The organism is Pseudoalteromonas sp. CST2, from assembly GCF_028599385.1.
GTDB lineage: Bacteria > Pseudomonadota > Gammaproteobacteria > Enterobacterales > Alteromonadaceae > Pseudoalteromonas > Pseudoalteromonas atlantica.
Genome location: NZ_JAQREO010000009.1, coordinates 118,587 through 138,362, shown reverse-complemented (window position 1 = coordinate 138,362; position 19,776 = coordinate 118,587). Strand labels below are relative to the sequence as shown.

The 19,776-nt window shown below is 42.3% G+C and carries 15 protein-coding genes and 2 pseudogenes; 8 read left to right on the top strand and 9 right to left on the bottom strand.

Translation table 11 applies throughout. The features are described 5' to 3' along the window. Nucleotides 1–15 precede the first annotated feature (15 nt). The 3 genes and pseudogenes from PSH41_RS13105 to PSH41_RS13095 form a co-directional block, all read left to right on the top strand. Nucleotides 16–603, top strand: coding sequence for a DUF4202 domain-containing protein (locus PSH41_RS13105; protein WP_273589222.1), 588 nt, complete (start codon nucleotides 16–18; stop codon nucleotides 601–603). Between the two features lie 31 nt (nucleotides 604–634). Then, nucleotides 635–850: pseudogene (locus PSH41_RS13100) on the top strand (zf-TFIIB domain-containing protein); the annotation flags it as partial. A gap of 272 nt (nucleotides 851–1,122) precedes the next feature. Beyond that, nucleotides 1,123–1,401, top strand: a pseudogene (locus tag PSH41_RS13095) (TFIIB-type zinc ribbon-containing protein); the annotation flags it as partial. A 109-nt stretch (nucleotides 1,402–1,510) separates the two neighbouring features. Here the strand turns inward: PSH41_RS13095 and der are convergent. From der to ndk, 9 genes are all read right to left on the bottom strand, one after another. After that, nucleotides 1,511–2,977, bottom strand: a complete 1,467-nt coding sequence (gene der, locus PSH41_RS13090) for a ribosome biogenesis GTPase Der (RefSeq protein WP_004586988.1) — start codon at nucleotides 2,975–2,977, stop codon at nucleotides 1,511–1,513. 74 nt (nucleotides 2,978–3,051) lie between these two features. Beyond that, nucleotides 3,052–4,230, bottom strand: coding sequence for an outer membrane protein assembly factor BamB (bamB, locus tag PSH41_RS13085; RefSeq protein ID WP_004586989.1), 1,179 nt, complete (start codon nucleotides 4,228–4,230; stop codon nucleotides 3,052–3,054). A 10-nt stretch (nucleotides 4,231–4,240) separates the two neighbouring features. Next, nucleotides 4,241–4,861: a YfgM family protein gene (locus PSH41_RS13080; RefSeq protein WP_096042705.1), complete on the bottom strand. Its 621-nt coding sequence runs from the start codon at nucleotides 4,859–4,861 to the stop codon at nucleotides 4,241–4,243. A 19-nt stretch (nucleotides 4,862–4,880) separates the two neighbouring features. After that, on the bottom strand, nucleotides 4,881–6,161 hold the full coding sequence (hisS, locus tag PSH41_RS13075) for a histidine--tRNA ligase (RefSeq protein WP_004586991.1): 1,281 nt from the start codon (nucleotides 6,159–6,161) through the stop codon (nucleotides 4,881–4,883). Nucleotides 6,162–6,558: 397 nt separating this feature from the next. Continuing rightward, nucleotides 6,559–7,677 (bottom strand): flavodoxin-dependent (E)-4-hydroxy-3-methylbut-2-enyl-diphosphate synthase, encoded by a 1,119-nt coding sequence (gene ispG / locus PSH41_RS13070; RefSeq protein WP_004586992.1) that lies wholly within the window; start codon nucleotides 7,675–7,677, stop codon nucleotides 6,559–6,561. A 5-nt stretch (nucleotides 7,678–7,682) separates the two neighbouring features. Further along, nucleotides 7,683–8,579 carry a RodZ domain-containing protein gene (locus tag PSH41_RS13065; protein ID WP_273589220.1) on the bottom strand — a complete coding sequence of 299 codons (897 nt, stop codon included), beginning with the start codon at nucleotides 8,577–8,579 and terminating at the stop codon, nucleotides 7,683–7,685. Beyond that, on the bottom strand, nucleotides 8,576–10,441 hold the full coding sequence (gene pilW / locus PSH41_RS13060) for a type IV pilus biogenesis/stability protein PilW (RefSeq protein ID WP_273589219.1): 1,866 nt from the start codon (nucleotides 10,439–10,441) through the stop codon (nucleotides 8,576–8,578). The genes PSH41_RS13065 and pilW overlap by 4 nt, the downstream gene beginning before the upstream one ends. Before the next feature lie 126 nt (nucleotides 10,442–10,567). Beyond that, entirely contained in the window at nucleotides 10,568–11,698 is a 1,131-nt protein-coding gene (locus PSH41_RS13055; RefSeq protein ID WP_004586995.1) for a bifunctional tRNA (adenosine(37)-C2)-methyltransferase TrmG/ribosomal RNA large subunit methyltransferase RlmN, read from the bottom strand. Nucleotides 11,699–11,882: 184 nt separating this feature from the next. Beyond that, nucleotides 11,883–12,314, bottom strand: coding sequence for a nucleoside-diphosphate kinase (ndk, locus tag PSH41_RS13050; RefSeq protein ID WP_004586996.1), 432 nt, complete (start codon nucleotides 12,312–12,314; stop codon nucleotides 11,883–11,885). A 217-nt stretch (nucleotides 12,315–12,531) separates the two neighbouring features. Here ndk and trhP point away from each other — a divergent pair, with 217 nt between their 5' ends. From trhP to PSH41_RS13025, 5 genes are all read left to right on the top strand, one after another. Further along, a complete protein-coding gene (trhP, locus tag PSH41_RS13045) occupies nucleotides 12,532–13,923 on the top strand; it encodes a prephenate-dependent tRNA uridine(34) hydroxylase TrhP (RefSeq protein ID WP_273589218.1) in 1,392 nt (463 codons plus the stop codon). Nucleotides 13,924–13,931: 8 nt separating this feature from the next. Then, entirely contained in the window at nucleotides 13,932–14,186 is a 255-nt protein-coding gene (locus tag PSH41_RS13040; RefSeq protein WP_273589217.1) for a YfhL family 4Fe-4S dicluster ferredoxin, read from the top strand. Between the two features lie 132 nt (nucleotides 14,187–14,318). Beyond that, on the top strand, nucleotides 14,319–15,644 hold the full coding sequence (locus PSH41_RS13035) for a methyl-accepting chemotaxis protein (RefSeq protein ID WP_273589216.1): 1,326 nt from the start codon (nucleotides 14,319–14,321) through the stop codon (nucleotides 15,642–15,644). 470 nt (nucleotides 15,645–16,114) lie between these two features. Next, nucleotides 16,115–19,042 carry a TonB-dependent receptor gene (locus PSH41_RS13030; protein ID WP_273589215.1) on the top strand — a complete coding sequence of 976 codons (2,928 nt, stop codon included), beginning with the start codon at nucleotides 16,115–16,117 and terminating at the stop codon, nucleotides 19,040–19,042. A 98-nt stretch (nucleotides 19,043–19,140) separates the two neighbouring features. Beyond that, nucleotides 19,141–19,776 carry a methyltransferase family protein gene (locus PSH41_RS13025; RefSeq protein ID WP_121638275.1) on the top strand — a complete coding sequence of 212 codons (636 nt, stop codon included), beginning with the start codon at nucleotides 19,141–19,143 and terminating at the stop codon, nucleotides 19,774–19,776.

Genomic DNA, 19,776 nt, shown 5'->3' with positions numbered 1-19,776 from the left:
AAAAAAATGACCGTCATGTTTAATAAAGTAATCGCCTTAATTGATGAAGCAAACAACCAAGACCCAAACAGTGAGCAATTTAATGGGGAGAGTGTTCCAAAAGAGTATTTATACTCACAACGTATGAGCGAAATGCTAACTCGCTTTAAGCCTGATGCCGATGAACTCATGCAAATTGCAGTGCGTGGGCAGCATATACAACGTTGGAAGTCGCCGCGTAGCGACTTTGCAATGAACAAGCAGGGCTATCATCAATGGCGCAGTGCGCTTTATATATTTCATGCCAGTAGCGTTGTTGCGCTTATGCAGCAAGCTGGGTACAGCGATGCTGAGCAAAACAGAGTGTACGATGCAGTTGCTAAAAAAAATATTAAACGTAACCCAGACAGCCAATTAGTAGAAGACGTAGCAAGCCTGGTATTTATTGAGCATTACATGCTCGGGTTTGCTAATAGTAAGCCTGATTACGATGAGCAAAAATGGATAGGTATTATTCGCCGTACATGGCAAAAAATGTCAGACGACGCGCATGAGTTTGTACTTGCAGGTAATATTACATTGCCAGCGCCGCTTGTTGGGCTTATTCATAAAGCGCTTGAGTAAAAGAACATAAATAAATAAAAAGGAATTTTAAATGTATTGTCCTCGTAGTAATACGCCACTTGAACCTTTACTTGTTGGCGGCATTACTGTTTTTACGTCAGCGCAAGGCGGCGTATTTTTTGATAACAGCCAAATTTTTAAGTTTAGCTCGCCTGAGTTAAAGCATGGTCAGGTTCTAATTAAGTATTTGAGTAATTACATTGAAGGTGAGGGCGATGTATCATCGCGAGTAAATTGCCCAAAGTGCTTAGGGTCTGTTGAACTTTGCGGATTAAAATTTGTTCAAACTAGGGGCTATTTAATCACGGCGCGAGGTTTGTAACCTAGTGGACTAAGTAAAAGCCAAGCAACAAAGAGTAAATAGTCCCTAGGAAGAACCCTTTGGGTAGCGCCTGTTTGGCATTAATGCTACGTTATCGCCTATTTATGGGGAATAACCACACTACATAGGCTCTGCCTTGCCTAAATACCAAACAGGCTGCTGCAAATTTAACCTTGAAAGATCAACAGACCCTAGATATAGTGATGATGCGCCGGTTTTTTTCGCCGCTCAAAGTTGTTGAAATAGACGAGTGCCCAGGTTGCGCTGGCATATGGCTTGATAGCGGCGAGCTTGCAAAAATACACGAAAACCATTTAACACCCAAAGAGCGAAAACTGTTAGCGCACGAAATGGCCACCAATCATGGGTTTATATCTATTAAGCCGCCAAAATCTAAGTATTACCCGAAAGCGCCTAAAAATAGCCAAGACACCACCGTTGAGCGGTTGGTGCAATTGGCATTACTTAATCTTTAATACTAAGCCTCAAAATAGATCACTTAATTAAACTAATTGGTATAAAGCATAAAAAAACGGCGTACTAAAAAGTACGCCGTTTTTTGTAATAAATTAACGCTTATGCCGTTTATTTATTACGGTTTTCTTTTGCAAAGGCACGTATTTTACGTTTTTGCGAAAGCGTTACTTTGTTAGTACGCCCTGCAAATGGGTTATCACCTTCTCTAAATTCAATTTTGATTGGGGTGCCCATAATTTTAAGTGCTTTACGGTAGTAGTTCATCAGGTAGCGTTTGTAGCTATCGGGTAAATCGTGAACTTGGTTACCGTGAATTACAATACGTGGCGGGTTATAACCACCGGCATGCGCATATTTAAGCTTAACACGACGACCACGAACAAGTGGCGGCTGATGATCGGCCTGTGCCATGTCCATAATACGGCGTAGCATTGCGGTGCTAATACGTTTAGTTGCTGACTCGTACGCTTCATCAACCGATTCAAATAAATGGCCAACACCTGTACCGTGAAGTGCAGATATAAAGTGCAAGCGTGCAAAATCAATAAAACCTAAACGGCGATCAAGCTCTGTTTTAATGCGATCTTTAACGTAATCATCAAGGCCATCCCATTTGTTCACGGCAATAACCAATGAACGACCTGAGTTAAGCGCAAAGCCTAATAAGCTTAAGTCTTGATCAGAAATACCATCGCGAGCATCAACAACCAGTAATACAACGTTTGCATCTTCAATGGCTTGAAGCGTTTTAATTACTGAGAACTTTTCAACTACGTCGCTTACTTTTTTACGCTTACGAACACCTGCGGTATCTATTAAAATATATTCTTTGTCGTTACGAGTCATCGGAATATAAATAGAGTCGCGAGTGGTGCCCGGCATATCGTATACAATTACACGTTCTTCACCGAGTATACGGTTTGTAAGTGTAGACTTACCTACGTTAGGGCGACCAATAATAGCCAGTTTTACTGGTTTATCGGCAAACGCTTGGTGGTCTGTATCGTCGCCTTCAGCTTCTTGATAAAGGTCGATTAACTCTTCATCGTCATCAGCAACGTCTTCATCTAGTGCTGCAAGCTCTGCAATTACAGGCTGTAAAGTGTGCTCTAAAAGCTGTGTAATACCACGCCCATGTGCTGCTGCAATATGGTGAATATTACCTAATGATAATTGATAAAATTCTGCACAGTTTGAGTCGGCGTCAATGCCATCTGTTTTGTTGGCAACCACAAAGCTTTTTTTCTCTTGCTTGCGCAAGTGATTAGCAATGGCTTGGTCAGCAACGGTCATGCCTACGCGGGCATCAACCAAAAACAACACAATATCGGCTTCTTCAATGGCAAGTAACGACTGGTCGGCCATTTCGGTTTCGATGCCTTCTTCAGAGCCATCAATACCACCCGTGTCTACCACGATAAATTCATAGCCATCGTAATTAGCTTGGCCATATTTTCTATCTCGTGTTAAACCTGGAAAATCGGCTACGAGTGCATCACGAGTACGTGTTAAACGGTTAAATAATGTGGATTTGCCCACATTGGGTCGCCCAACTAGGGCGATCACGGGAAGCATAAACTACCTCTTTAAAAAACAACAAAAGGCTTCGCAGTGCGAAGCCTTACAAAAAACCTTTAAGTGTTAGCTAGTTAGTTAGGGGTGTTTACCACACTAACTTCACCATCACGGGTGTATAAAATTAGCTTGTCGTCGGCTACAACCGGCTCAACAAAAAAGCCTGAGCTGTCAAATTCTTCACGAGATACTAACTCGCCAGTGTCTTTGTTTAGCCAATGTAGGTTACCTTCTTGGTCACCTAAAGCTAAGTGGCTACCTGCAACTGCAGGGCCTGTTAGGTACCATCCACGTAGAGCGGGTTGGCTCCAACGTTCAATACCTGAATTTTTATCTAATGCGTAAATTACGCCTTCGCTATCTACTAGGTAAATAGTTTGTGCATCCATCGCTATTTCGCGGTAGCTGCTGTATTCACGTTTCCATACAACATTGCCTGAGCGAATATCTACCGCTGCTAGGTTACCGTTGTATGCAATAGCATAGGCGTAAGGGCCGCTAATAATTGGTTGTGTGTCTACATCAACCAAACGCTCAAATTCTGATGCGCCTTTAGCAACGGCAATTTCTGCACTCCATGCTGAATAACCGCTCTCAGAAATGAGTACACTTAATTTACCTGTTTCTAAGCCTACTAACACACCACCGTTTGCAACTGTTGGCGAGCTTTGGCCACGCAATGTAAGCGGTGGTACTTCTTGTTCGAAGTTCCAGCGTTCTTCGCCTGTATCTGGGTGCAGCGCTAATAGTTTACCCGAGCCTAAATTAACAAAAATTAGGCCATCACCCGCAGCTGGTTTTGATAACGCTTCGCCTGGCACATTTTTACGCCATACTTCTTCACCCGTTTCGCGGTCAAGGGCAATAATAAATCCGTGCTCAGAGCCTACGTAAATTTTACCATAAGCTTGTAATATACCGCCTGATAATTTTGCTGTGCCGTTATCTGACCATGGCCAAAACGATAAATCTTCACGTACGTCGGTTTCCCATAACGTGTCGCCATTGGTAAGCGAAAGCGCTTCAATTTGGCCTTCTCGGCTAGCTACATAAATAGTGTCTTTGTATACAGCAGGCGATAAGCGAGAAAAGTAATGTTCTACACCACTGCCAACCGACTCTTGCCACACTACGTCTGTTTCAAATTGATTAACAATTTCAGGAAGTACTAACTCGTCTTCGTCATCACTTGATGAACAACCCATTAGCGTTGCCATGCACAGTGCGAGAGTTGCTGTTGTTATTTTTTTCATACCTAAAACCTTATGCCGCTGGGCTAGTTACTGCTAGGTCGTCTAATTTAATTTGTAATAAAGGGTTTGTTGTTAAACCGCCTGCATCGGCAGCTGCTTGATACGCAGTGCGAGCTTGGTCTTTATTACCTTGTGCAATGTAAATATCGCCTTTTAGCTCAGCTACATTGGCGTTATATGCCTCTGGTAGGGGTGAGTTTAATGTACTTAGGGCTTCGTCAAATTTACTTTGCGCAAGTTGAATACGTGCTAAACGCGTAATGGCAATGGCTTTAAGCTCTTCGCTTTGGGCGTTTGTAACAATCCAGCTAAGCTTTTCGCTAGCAAGGTCTAATTTTTTTGCATCAACAGCGTCTTTTGCCGCAACAAAAGCGGCTAAAGTTGCATAGCTTGTGTCTGGGTTGTTTTTAATGAATGTATCGGCTGCGCCAAGTACATCGTCACTTTGAACAAGTGTTGTATATTCGTCAGACGCTTGCTCAGCAGTTGTAATTTGGTTTTGGTTGTATGCTTTCCAACCGTATAAGCCGCCTAAACCTACAATTACACCTAGCGCAAGTGAAATACCGTTTTCGCGAAAAAAGCGCTTAATGGCTTCTGCTTGTTGTTCTTCTGTTGAATAAATGTCCATTATTACCTCTTAAGTTAGCTTAGCTATTGATAAGCTCAGCTAATAGCGCTTTAGCTTGTTCTAATTCTAGTGTGACTTGCTCTTTACGCTCACGTAAATATTTTATGGTCACAACGCCTTTTTCTAATTCATCTTCGCCAATAATAACAGCCACTAGTGCATCGCTTTTATCAGCTCGTTTTAGTTGTTTTTTAAAGTTACCGCCACCGGCATGCACCATAACGCGTAAACCGGGTACGTCGCTACGTAGTTGCGCTGCAATGGCAGGGGCTTGTACGCTGGCTTTGTCGCCCATTGCCGCTAAATATACATCAGCATTACGGCGAATGTCACCTACACACTCAAGTGCTTGGAGTAACAGTACTAAGCGCTCTAGACCCATAGCAAAACCAACTGCGGGCGTTGCTTTGCCGCCAAGTTGCTCAACTAAGCCATCGTAGCGTCCGCCAGCACACACTGTACCTTGTGCACCTAGGCTATCTGTTACCCATTCAAATACGGTGCGGTTGTAGTAGTCTAAACCACGTACTAACTTTTCATTAACCGTGTATATGACGCCAGCTGCGTCTAAACGTTCACATAAATTTGCAAAATGTTCTTTTGATTCAGCATCTAAATGCTCAGACAATTTAGGCGCATCCACTAAGATTGCTTGCACATCTGGGTTTTTGCTATCAAGTACACGTAATGGGTTTGAGTACATACGGCGCTTTGAATCTTCATCAAGCACGTCGGTATGCTGTTCAAGGTAGGCAACGAGTGCATCGCGGTAATCAGCACGTGCTTCGTTAGAGCCTAACGAGTTAAGCTCTAAACGTACGTGTTCGTTAATGCCAAATGCTTTCCATAATTGCGCGGTAAGTAAAATAACTTCTGCGTCTATGTCGGCTGTGGCAATACCAAATGTTTCTAAACCAAATTGGTGAAACTGACGGTAGCGGCCTTTTTGAGGGCGCTCATGACGAAACATCGGGCCCATGTACCACAGGCGCTGTTCTTGGTTATAAAGCAAGCCATTTTGGTTACCTGCACGTACACACACTGCGGTGCCTTCTGGACGAAGGGTTAGCATGTCGCCGTTACGATCGGCAAAGGTATACATTTCTTTTTCTACTATATCGGTTACTTCACCAATAGAGCGTTTAAATAAGTCGGTTGATTCTACAATAGGAAAACGAATTTCTTGATAACCGAACGATGCTACTGTCTCGCGTAAAATGTTTTCTACTTTCTGCCAAACTTGCGTGTCGCCCGGCAGACAATCGTTCATACCGCGAACTGCCTGAATTTGTTTTGCCACTGATAAATCCTAATTACTGTTTATGTGTAATAAAAAAATGCTTACACAACAAGAATGCTAAAAATTGACCCGTCATTATATACCCAAATGACCCTATGATGCGAGTTTCAGTTGGAATTAAAAGAGATTTAGGCAAGGCATTGATTGAAAGTAATAGTGGTTCTATTGTTAAAATCAATAACGCAGTATAAATCGCTTTTAAACCAACCCTTTGGGCGGTTCACAGACACTTACTCTCATCGTTGTTACTTTTTAAAAGGGATTGCCATTCTTGCAAAGTAACGCCTTGATATTAAGAGCCTGTGAAACGCTGAATTCTGTATCTTGGAGTCGTTTGGGTATCCTCTAGCTATAAAGGTAAACGCCAAACAACGTGGTTTGGCGCTTTATACGGTATTTATTCGACTATTTTAATGTCGATAGGTGTTTGCTGCTCTTTTTGAGCAATAAAGTCGCGCACGTAACCTTCAAGCTGGTCAACAATGTTGTTGTTATCAATACGCGCTTTTTGACGCTCGCCATTAATGTATAAACCTGAGCGGCGGTTTGCACCGGCAAGGCCAATATCACTAACTAGGGCTTCGCCTGGGCCGTTAACGACACAACCAATTACCGAAACAGACATTGGCTCAACAACATCTTCTAGGCGCTCTTCAAGCTGGTTCATGGTGCTTACTACATCAAACTCTTGACGTGAGCAGCTAGGGCAGGCAATAAAGTTAATACCGCGAGAGCGTATACGCAGCGATTTTAAAATATCAAAACCTACTTTGATTTCTTGAACTGGGTCGGCAGCAAGTGATACACGTAGCGTATCGCCAATACCTTCGGCAAGTAACATGCCTAAGCCTACAGCCGATTTAACCGAACCTGAGCGCATGCCGCCGGCTTCGGTGATCCCTAAATGCAGGGGTTGATCTATTTCTTTAGCAAGTAAGCGATAAGCGCCTACAGCTAAAAATACGTCTGATGCTTTTACCGATATTTTAAATTGGTCAAAATCAAGGCGGCGTAATATATCTACATGGCGCATTGCTGATTCAAGTAATGCCTCGGGAGTTGGCTCGCCGTATTTTTCTTGTAGGTCGCGCTCTAATGAGCCGCCATTTACACCAATACGAATAGGAATATTATGCTCGCGTGCTGAGTCTACAACGGCTCTAATACGCTCCTCACTGCCTATATTTCCTGGGTTTATACGTAGGCAATCTACGCCGTATTTTGCCACTTTTAACGCTATGCGGTAATCAAAGTGAATATCGGCTACAAGCGGTATACTAACTTGCTCTTTTATACTTTTAAACGCTTCTGCTGCATCCATAGTTGGTACAGATACACGCACTATATCGGCGCCGGCATCTTGTATTGCTTGGATTTGCGCTACCGTGGCATCTATATCCATGGTGTCGGTATTGGTCATCGACTGCACGGCAATAGGGGCACCGTCACCAATAGGCACGTTGCCTACATTGATGCGGGTTGATTTTCTGCGTTTAATTGGAGATTCTGAAAACATAGCGACTACTCTGCTAATGGTAATTTAAATTTGGCTAAACGATTTTTAGGATAACCAGAAATATCAACTGGCTCGCCGTTTAGAGAAACACTAACTACGTCGTGCTTACCCAGCACAACTGAAAAAGGCGGGGTACCGCTTACAGCCATTTTATAGCCTGCTTTTTTTACGCCAAATGCTATGCGCTCACCTTCGCCATCGTGTATTTCTACCCAGCTCTCATCGTTAAACACCATGTTAATTGTACTGGTGTTACTTTGCGTGTCGGGCTCGTTAGTGGCTGTTTGGGTGCTAGCGGCAATAGGCGCCGTGGCATTAACGGCTTCATTTAAGGGGACTTGTTCAGCGCTTATAGGCATTACAGCCGGTGTGCGCTCAACTGCCTGTGTTGCTTGCATTTGCGAGGTGTTCTCGCTTTCGTTATTTAGCGCGTTGTTATTTTGCTGGTTATCTAAAATTGAATTTTCAATATTGATTGTGCTTGTTTGCTCATCGATAGGCGTAGCATTTTGCCAAAACCATAAGGCAGATGAGCCAATAACAATGGCTAAAATAATGTAGCTCACCAGCATTAGGCGGCTGTCGTGGGCTTCTTTTTCTGTGCGGCGCGAAAAGCTTTGCATGTTAGCCGGCTTTGTAGGCTCGGGCGGTGCTGGTAATTTAGCTAATATAGGGGCGCTATCGACGTGTAGTTCACGGCAATAGTTTTTAATGTAGCCTTTTACAAAGGTAATAGGGCCTAACGTTTGGTACTGATCGCTTTCTAAGCGTTGCAGCTGCGAAATAGAAAGCTTAAGTGGGCCAGTAAGTGACTCTAAGCTTACATTAGCCTGCTCTCTGTGCGCTTTTAATAGTTGCCCAACACTTGGCTCATCGCTTTGTTGCGTAGTTTCTTCTGTCATAATAGGTACGAATTTGGATCCACTAGTAATAGTCTGTGCCCAGGTGTAAGTTCTATATCTGGACTTAATTTATTCCATCGCATTAATTCATCAATTAATACATGCCGCTGGGTAGCTATGTCGTAAAGGGTATCGCCAGCTTTAATCTCGTAATAAATATTAGGATCGTTTAAGTAAATTTTACTTCCGTTGATAACACGATCCGACTCCTTTAGACCATTCCACTGCAGGAGTTTTTGTAGTTTAACATTGTATCGCACTGAAATGCTAAATAGGTTTTCACCAAACTCAATAATATGAAAAGGCACCTTTAAAGGGGGGACTTTTGGATTAAGCATGGGAGGCTCTTGTTTTACACTTGGTTGGTAGTTTTTTAGTGTAATGTCGTTACTGTCGCTGTATGGGTTATTACTAAATACCGCACTGTCTTTTTTAGCCTCATAAAATACTACCGAATTATTTAAGCCCGTATTCTGTGGGCCATTTTCAGCAGGGCCTGTATTTTGTGGGGTGTTAAAGTTAGCTTGTTTGGGCGCACCAAATGAAATTATTTTTACTTCGTCATCATCTTTGGGTGTTTGTTTAGCGACAGCTTTTGGCGGCTCAGCTGTGGGTGTAGACGTTTGTTGCGCTTGGTGATCCGTTGTTAAAGCCAAAAGCACCGCTGCGGTATCTGTATTAGACTCTGCAGGCATAGGTGTTGTAGTTGCTACTTGGGCAGTATTTGTTACGGTTGGAGCCGCTGCCGCAGCTGACACTACTGCTTTAGTTGCTGTAACTACTTTAGCCTGAGTTGGTTGAGCCGCTGGCGTGAGAGTGGCAGCGTCATCATTTTGCTCAGCTACGGTTTTTTGTTTGTTTGTTGCGGCAATGGTTGCCTGTGCTTTTGCCGTCTCATTTAATACTGGGCTTGAAGGCTCAACCCCTGGAGAAATTAAGCTGGTCGAATTATCGGTAGTTGGGCGCTTTTTACGGATAATTTTAATTTTTGGTTGCTCAACACTGATTTGCTCTTCGCCATACTGCTCTTGAAGCTCCTCGAGTTGCGCTTTACGGTATTTTTCGCGCAGTATTTCAAACTCAGTTTGTTTAGTACGATTATCGCGAATAGCATAGGCTTGCTTACTTGTTGGGTAAGTTTGCATTATGGTGGCGGCAATTTTTTCTGCTTCTTCTATTCTGCCCATGCGCTGCTTAATTAAATAACCAAGCAATAAAGCACGTGCAGACACTCGGCCGGTGTCGTCATGACGCTTTAATACTTCGCTGGCTTTATGTAAATCGCTTTTAGCATAAAAAAGGGCGGCTAAGCTTATTAGGGTCGATGTACGTTGCGAGCTGTGATTAAGTGCTTGTTTAAAGTAACTCTCTGCATTTTCAAAGTCGTTAAATTCTATGGCACATAATGCAAGGTTTTCGTAGCTTTCGGCGACGCGAATATAGCTTGGAATATCAATTGCTTTTAAAAACTGATCGGTCGCGCGGTCATACTCTTCAATACTACATAAAAACACACCGTAGTTATTAAGCGTGTTCGGATCGTCAGGCTTAATTGCTAATGCTTTTTGATAGGCTTTATCGGCACGCTCATTTTCGCCTACTTGTTGGTAATAATAAGCAAGAGAGTAATGTACTTCAGGTAGATTTGGGGCAAATTCTATAGCTCGCTCAAGGTTATACTTTGCTTGCGAGTTGTTGCCAGTTTCTAAGTATTGTAAAGCGAGGGCGATACGAGTGCGTGCTGCGCCTGCATTATTGATTTTGTTTTCGACGACGGGTTTGTCACTGCCGTTATAACTACTTTCACTTACGCACCCTGTAAGGGCAAGTGTTGAAAGTGTTAAAGCAAGTAAAGATCGCATTACCTTGTCTCTGTTTTTCTATCCATAGCGCCTATCTTACCTAAAACCCTTAGTGTTGCATCATTTATTTAAAAATAAACAACTTAACCACCCTGCATAGGGAATATACACAGGGTGGTTACAGGCTTATGCTTGCTGGATATTTACGCTAATTGCGTTATCGTCGCGCATTTTCTTTTTCGCCATACGTTTAGTACGGTCAACAACATCGCCGGCTAATTGCCCACAGGCGGCGTCAATATCGTCACCACGAGTACGACGAACAATACACGTAATACCCGCAGCTTGTAAAACCTTAGAAAAACGGTCAATACGGCTGTTGCTAGAGCGTGTGTATTCGTTACCCGGGAACGGGTTAAACGGAATAAGGTTAACTTTAGAAGGTGTACCTTTAAGCGTTTTAACCAGCTCATGTGCTTGGTCGGTGCTGTCGTTAACGCCATTTAGCATAACGTATTCAATGGTCACGTCTTTATTTGCTTTAGAGCCATCGATATAACGACGACACGCGGCTAAAAATTCTTCAATTGGGTACTTTTTATTAATTGGTACAAGTACGTCACGCAGAGCGTTATCAGGTGCGTGAAGTGAAATAGCAAGTGCTACATCTATTTTTTCTTTTAATAAATCAAGCGCAGGTACAACCCCTGAGGTACTTAATGTGACGCGGCGCTTAGATAAGCCAAAGCCCCAGTCGTCCATCATAAGTTCCATTGCCGGCACTACGTTTTTAATATTAAGCAGGGGCTCGCCCATACCCATCATTACAACGTTGGTAACTGGGCGTTTTTCGCTGTTGCCATCAAGGCCTATGTCTTTAGCTACACGCCAAACTTGGCCAATAATTTCAGACACTTTAAGGTTACGGTTAAAGCCTTGTTGCGCAGTTGAACAAAACGTACACTCAAGGGCACAACCCACTTGCGAAGATACACACAAAGTGGCGCGGTCTTTTTCTGGGATCCATACAGCTTCAACTTCTTGGCCGCCATCAAGCACTAATGCGTACTTAATTGTGCCGTCGCTTGCTTGTTGGCGTACAGAGATTTCTGGCGCAACAATTTCGCATTCGTTTTTAAGCTTTTCTTTAAGCTTTTTATTAACGTTGCTCATGTCGTCAAAGTTATCAACGCCAAAATGATAAATCCATTTCATCACCTGGTCGCCACGAAATGGCTTTTCACCGAATGATACAAATAGCTCGCGCATTGCATCTCGGTTTAAATCTAATAAGTTAATCTTTTTTTGCTCGGTCATGAAACAACCTCAATCGGTGACGGTGGAGATAAAATTTACAAGGGCGAATTGTACACAATTCACCCACTTTAATCATTAAGTAAAATATCAAAAATGCATTTAAGGATACTTTACGTAATGACTAAAAAAGGGCTCGAAAGCCCTTTTCTTACTTTGCATTACAGCGTTAACTGTAAAACTCGAATTAACGAGTACGTGGGCAAAGCTCTTCGTCAGCGAAGAAGTACGCGATTTCGCGAGCAGCAGATTCAACAGCGTCAGAACCGTGAACAGCGTTTTCGTCGATGCTATCAGCGTAGTCTGCACGTAAAGTACCTGCTAGTGCTTCAGCTGGGTTAGTAGCACCCATGATTTCGCGGTTTTTAAGAACAGCGTTTTCGCCTTCAAGAACGGTAACCATTACTGGACCAGATGTCATGAAAGATACTAAAGCACCGAAGAAAGGACGCTCGCTGTGCTCTGCGTAGAAACCTTCAGCTTTCTCTTTTGAAAGGTGAACCATTTTAGCTGCAACGATTTTAAGACCCGCAGTTTCGAAACGGTTGTAGATTGCGCCGATGTGGTTTTTTGCTACTGCATCAGGTTTTACGATTGAGAAAGTACGCTCTAAAGCCATCTTTATGCTCCAATAATTTTTAAATAAAAGTGTGAATATTTACGGGCGCGAATTATACGCGTTTTAATTGAAAAAACCTAATTTTATTAAAAACCAGTTTGGTTGCAGTTTTATGATCTTGATCAAAAGCACAATGTTTAGCGCATTTATAATGCCGCGCTTGTAAATTAATTAATCATGCAACCGACTTATACTCGGTTAGCTGTATGGAGCGCATATGCCAGCTGTTTCTTCTGTAACTTCTTTTATTCCCGAACTGTTATGCCCTGCGGGGAGTTTAAAAAACATGCGCTACGCCTTTGCATATGGAGCCGATGCTGTTTACGCCGGCCAGCCTCGCTACAGTTTGCGGGTACGTAATAATGAGTTTGATTTAGAGACATTACAAATAGGGATTAATGAAGCCCATGCGCAAAATAAAAAGTTTTATGTGGTCTCTAATATTGCTCCGCATAACGCAAAGGTTAAATCGTATTTACGTGATATAGAACCTGTGATTGCTATGGGACCCGATGCGCTGATTATGTCAGATCCTGGGCTCATTATGCTGGTACGTGAAAAGTGGCCAGCCATGCCTATTCACCTATCGGTGCAAGCAAATGCAGTTAATTATGCAAGTGTTCAGTTTTGGGCAAAACAAGGTATTGAGCGGGTTATTTTATCGCGCGAGCTATCACTTGAAGAAATAACCGAAATACGCACACTCTGCCCTGACACCGAGCTAGAAGTATTTGTGCATGGTGCATTGTGTATGGCGTATTCTGGGCGCTGTTTGCTCTCGGGTTATATTAACAAGCGCGACCCAAACCAAGGCACCTGCACGAATGCCTGCCGCTGGAATTACGATGTAAAACCAGGCGTTGAAAACGAAACGGGTGACATGGTGCATAAAATCGACCCTAACCAAGTTATACCAACTCTGGGTGAAGGTGCGCCAACAAATAATATTTACATGCTTGAAGAGCAAGGGCGCCCAGGGGAGTATATGCCAGCCTTTGAGGATGAACACGGCACCTACATTATGAACTCAAAAGATTTACGCGCCGTGCAGTATGTTGAACAGCTTACAAAAATGGGCGTACATAGTTTAAAAATAGAAGGGCGTACTAAATCATTTTATTATGTAGCGCGCACCGCGCAGGTATACCGTAAAGCCATAGATGATGCGGCATCGGGTAAACCATTCGATACTCACTTATTCAAAACACTTGAGAACTTAGCGCATAGAGGCTACACCGAGGGCTTTTTAAAGCGCCATGCCCACCAAGATTATCAAAACTATGAATACGGTCACTCGGTATCAACTAAGCAGCAATTTGTTGGGGAAGTAATAGGGCGCCATGCTGATGGTTTAGTTGAAATAGAGGTAAAAAATAAATTCTGCACAGGCCACTCACTTGAACTGATGACCCCACAAGGTAACATTACTTTTGAGCTTGAATATATGCAAAACAAAAAGGGCGAAAATATTATTGATGCGAAAGGCTCTGGGCATCACGTTAAAATTCGATTAGATACACGCATTAATTTAGAGCACGCAATATTAATGCGAAATTTAGATGAGCACCAAAATACCCGCAACCCCTATAAAAAAGTAGCAAGTGAGTAAGCGCTAGCATGGCACTATTTATAAATAATAAATGCATTAACTGCGATGTATGTGTAGATGAGTGCCCCAACAGCGCGATTTTTATGGGGTCAAAAACTTATCAAATAGACCCAGATAAGTGCACTGAATGTGTGGGGCATTACGATAAACCAACGTGTGTCATAGTGTGCCCCATTAATTGCATTAAAAGCGATCCTTTAAAAAGGGAGTCACTTGAGCAGCTCGCACAAAAGTATGTAAACTTAGTTGAAAGTGAAGGCTGAGCACATAATAAGGAACATATGCTTACAAATTTAGCAAAAAATTAGCTTAAACTACTTATTAATTATCGCGTTATCATTAATACCTCCTATACTGGAAGTAACTTGATTTAGTGTTTTTTGGTAGGGAAATTAATGTTTTTTTCAAAAGGTAAGCAAAACGAAATAGCCGCTTTAAAAGCCCAGTTGTACCCTTTAGAGCAAGTGTGGGAAGGGCTTTACAAAGAAATGCTGGTACTTAATGTACTTTATGATGGGCGAATTTCGCATGCTAACGATAACTTTTTAAACGCATTAGGTTATAACGAAGATAATTTAACAAATAATCAGCTAGGCGATTTTATTGCTGATCAGTCGCGGCTATCACCTGAATACGCAGAACTTGAAAAAGCATTCCAAAAAGAAGGCCACTGGAGTGGGGCTATTGAATTTGTTCGCCAAGATGGCAATGCAGAGTGGCTAAGATTAATTGTGCACCCTGTGGTGGGTGAGCAAAATCAATTATTGTATTTTTCGGTGTTTGGCACTGTACTTACTAAAACCATTACAACCTCTCGAGAACAAAGCGACACAATAAAAGCGATTTATCGCTCTATGGCTGTGATTGAGTTTGATTTACAGGGGCATGTGTTAACGGCAAACGATCAGTTTTTGTCAGCCATGGGGTACAGTGAATCAGAAATAATTGGCCAGCATCACCGGGTGTTTTGTGAAACCGAAGAAGCTAATTCGGCTGAATACCAACAGTTTTGGAGCAAGCTTAGGCAAGGCCAATTTATTGCCGACAGGTTTAAACGCATAGATAAATATGGCAATGTAATTTGGTTAGAAGCCACCTACAACCCTATATCAAATGATGCGGATCAGCTTTATAAGGTAATGAAATTTGCCACCGTAATTACTGAGCAAGTAAACCGTGAAATTGCTATTTCGCAAGCAGCCGAAATAGCCTATGGCACCTCTACAGAAACAGATAAAACCGCAGAGCGTGGCAGCTGCGTATTACAAGAAACCGTATCTGTTATGAACGAGCTGGCTGTAAATATGGAGCAAGCAGCTAACGAAATTTCGGCGCTGGATCAACAATCTCAACAAATAGCCAGCATAGTGCAAAGCATAAGTAGTATTGCCGAGCAAACCAACTTACTTGCACTCAATGCTGCAATAGAGGCCGCGCGTGCAGGAGAGCAAGGGCGCGGGTTTGCTGTGGTTGCTGATGAAGTAAGGCATTTAGCGTCAAGAACATCAAAAGCAACAGAAGAAATTGTGGAAGTGGTACAGCGTAATCAGTCACAAACCCAAAGTACGGTAGCGGTTATTGAGCAAGGCAAAGAAAAAGCAGAGCAAGGTTTAGCGCTTTCTAAAGAGTCGGGTGAGGTTATGGCAGAAATTCAAGATGGAGCACAAAAAGTGGTAAATGCGGTAGGCCAATTTACCAGCCAATTAAACTCTAATAACTGATTGAGTAAATACGTTAAAACAACAAGCATAAAATAAAACCGCGAAAGCGGTTTTTTGCTTTAACAAGAATGCGTACCGGCACATATTAAGTAATTTGAACAGTGGGTAATAAACCTATTTCTGGTTAGAGAAAATAAATTTAACTATCTCTGTAATTTAATCTGTTAGTAAGTCTCTTAACCAGAGTTCAGCTCAAGTAAAGCGGTGGGTAATATTTTTATAACAAGGGGTTATTTCCACTTTAGGTAGCATTAAATAGGTTAAAAACGGGCGCATAAACCCTAATAAGAATAAATAGTGAGGTGTGAGTTATTTTTTAACCACAGTTGAGACTAAATTAAGCCAGGCGTTAACAATACATTAAGTTTCGCCATGTAAACTTTGCAGCAATTTGCCATTACGTACTGCAATACGCTAATGGATCACTGATTTGCTTAGCCTAAGCAATGTAAATGGAATAGCTGTAAAAAATGATTAATTGCCTACGTCATTATCCTTTATCTAAAGTATACAAATCTTTATTTTGCGCATCACTTATTACCTCAAGCCCATTTAGCTTAGCTGATGATGCTGCCTCACAAAATGCTAAAATACTGCTTAAAAAAAATATGGAAGTAATTGAGGTACGGGGTATACGCTCAAGCATGGCTGAGAACTTAGATGTTAAGCGTATGTCTGGCTCTGTGGTGGATGCAATTACAGCCGAAGATATTGGCAAATTTCCTGATAAAAATGTAGCGGATTCGTTGCAGCGAGTCCCCGGCGTTGTTATTGAACGCGATGGCGGAGAAGGGGCATCGGTGAGTATTCGTGGTTTATCATCTGAGCTCACATTTACTCAGCTTAATGGCAATTTTATAGCCTCATCACCCGGGGAGCCTTCTCGCTCGTTCGATTACACTTTACTGCCTTCTGCCATGATAGAAAGCGTAGAAGTGTATAAATCGCCAGAAGCGCGTTTAGATGAAGACGGCGTGGGCGGCACAGTATTAATGCATAGCCGCAAGCCTTTAAGCATGGAGGCAAACTCAGGTGTATTTAACGTTGAATCTACTTACGCCGATGTGACAAAAGAGTACGAGCCGCAATTTAGTGGCTTATATTCGTGGAAAAATGACGACGACACCTTTGGCGTATTACTAGGTTATACCTATCAAGAGCGTACTAATCGCACTTTAACAGGCAGCACCGATGCAAATGTATGGCGTTACACGGGGGGCATTCAACCTACTGATATTAATGGTAATGCCGTTGATAACAATAACGGGTGGGATACGATAAGTGATGCCAGCGGTAATCGTTATGATGGCGTGTGGTTTCCGCAAGTTGTACGCGGCTCTGTGCTTAATGAAAAACGTGAGCGTGAAGGTATTCAATTTAGTACACAATGGCGCCCGACTAATCGCTTAGAGCTAGGGTTTAACTACTTTGGTTTTACACTCGGACAAGACCGAACCGAATCAGTCATTGATATTCCTGAGTGGTCACTCAATCCTGATTTTTTAACCGCAGTAAACTTGGATGAAACAGGCACCATTGCAACGGGCATGCAATACAATGCCAGTGCTAGTGGTGTTGAAAACGATATGCAATTTCCGTGGATGCGTGGCAGTTATGTACGAGAAGAGTCTACTTCCGATACTATCGATTTTAATTTAACCTACGAAGGCGATAGCTTTAAAGCCCGCTTTGTTATTGGTAACACTCAATCTGAGGGCGGTCCTGAAGAAAGCTGGGAAGCCGCTTATAAAAGCTCAAACGCCGGCGAAAACGAAACCATTATTCAAAACGCATCGCAAAGCGCAGCGTGGTCTTTAAATGAAAATAATGTATCGCTGAGTATTGATCCCAACACATTAGCTAACTTGCAAAGTGGCTTAGGCGGTGGGCGTGATGCTGGTTCGTCAAATTCAAGCTTTGTGCGCAGCGAACTCGAAGAGGATTACTATCAAGCCGACATCGACTTTTATGTTGATTGGGGATTTTTAAAAACGATTAGAACCGGGGCTAAATATCGCCATGCCAACTTACACCGCGAGACCGGTAATACGTTTTTTTTAGATCCTAACTTTGATATTGCTGCAGGTGAAGCGAGTGAGCAAGGTATAACGCAATTTGATAGCTACCAATGGAATGGCGGTATGCCACTTGCCGAGGATGTGTTTATTAATCAAACCAATATAGTTGGCGGGTTTAATATAAACCAAATGCCCAGCATAGATTGGGATAAATACCGAGATTTAGTAACCGATAACTACACGCCTTATACCCGCATAGAAGATAACTTTGTATACGATATTGAAGAAAAAATATCAGCGTTTTACATTCAAGGCGATTTTGAATTTAGTGAAGTAAGAGGTAATTTAGGTGTGCGCGTAGTACAAACTAAAACCTTAACCTCTTCTACCGATTTATATACTTATCAACTTGATCACACCAATGATGAAACAGGCGAGCCGGTAACTGGCGATGCGCGTTTTGTAGAAGACTATCAGTTGGTTACACAAAAAAATACCGATACACAAATTCTGCCAAGCTTTAACATAGCGTGGGATACCACCGACGATTTAGTGATTAGAGGCGCTATTGCTAAAGTGATGGCGCGACCAGATTACAGCGATTTAGGCTCTCAGCAGCGTATCACGTTTGTATCAAATGAATGGGCAGAAGACAGAGCCGCATTCAACGAGCTTGTAGGCTTTAGTGGCAGTGGCGGTAATAAAAATTTAAAACCTTTTGAATCAGTGCAGGCCGATTTATCTATTGAATATTATTACGCCGAGGGCTCTGCATTGGGGTTAGCGCTGTTTCATAAAAAGGTTGATAACTTTGTTGTGCCGCTGGTAATAGATATGCAGCAAGAGTTTGCAGGCAAAGAAAATGTAGTAGAAAGCGGCTTAATTACCGTTGCGCCATACAGCACAGTGGGTAACGGCACTGATGCGGTATCAAAAGGGGCCGAAGTATTTATTCAACATGCATTTGCAGGTGGTTTTGGTTTTTATGCTAATTACACCTATAACAAAACCAATAAAGCCGATGTAAGTGTAAATGGTGAAGAATTTGGCCAATCGCCATTAATTGGAAGCGCTAAATACCAGTACAACACCTCTGCTTATTACGAAGGCGAGTACTTTACTCTTCGCGCGTCGTACAATAAACGCGGTGAAACAGTACTTGGCTTAAACAGTGGTTTAAATGTATACCAAGACCCTTACGAGCAAGTTGATGTAAATGCCGCCATTAATATATCTGATGGCTTAAGTTTAACAGCTTCTATTATTAACTTAACTAAATCGGAAACTGTTACGCGTTTAGGTGATGATAGCGATGCGCGTTTATTAAGTTCAAGTTACTCAGGTAGGCGCTACTACGCAGGTATAAATTATAGCTTTTAAATAAAAGTCCACTATACGTTTTTAGCACACTAACCTTGTTAATGAATAGCATGACCATTATGATGAAATTATTATAAAAGGATGAAGAAAATAAATTAATGAGTTACCAACCGTTGATAGATGATTCTGCTTCACTAATCGAATTTACGCGTGTGTATTTAGCGCTTTTTTATACGTTTGTGGCGGGGTTTTACACCGTTAGAATTATTTATAAAAACCGTTCAACGCCTGCGGGTGTTATTTTTCCTGGCGCTAAGTTTTGTACTAGTTGGTGGAATCATATGGCGTTTAAGTTTTTTAGAGCTGCTATATGGTTTGTGTGTGTGCTGCGTGTGTTTGTGCCTGCCACCGATAACTACTTAGGTATGTTTTATACCTTAAATGGGTGGCCGGGTGTTATGTTTGGCAATATTATGCTCACGGCGGGCTTTGTGCTCAGTATGGTTGTTCATTTTCATATGGCGTCACTTTGGCGCTCGGGTATAGACCCAAATGGGCCTCAAACGCTTAAAACTACCGGGTTATATAGTTTTTCGCGCAACCCTATGTATGTCGGTGTGGCAACTGCTCAGTTGGGGTTCTTTTTAGCATTACCAAGCTTATTTAGCTTAATTTGCCTTGCTGTGGGCTTATATGCGCTTTATAAACAAATAGCGGTTGAAGAAGCGCATTTAGTCACGCGTTTTAATAATGACTACCTAAAATACAAGCAAACCGTACCGCGCTGGTTGTAG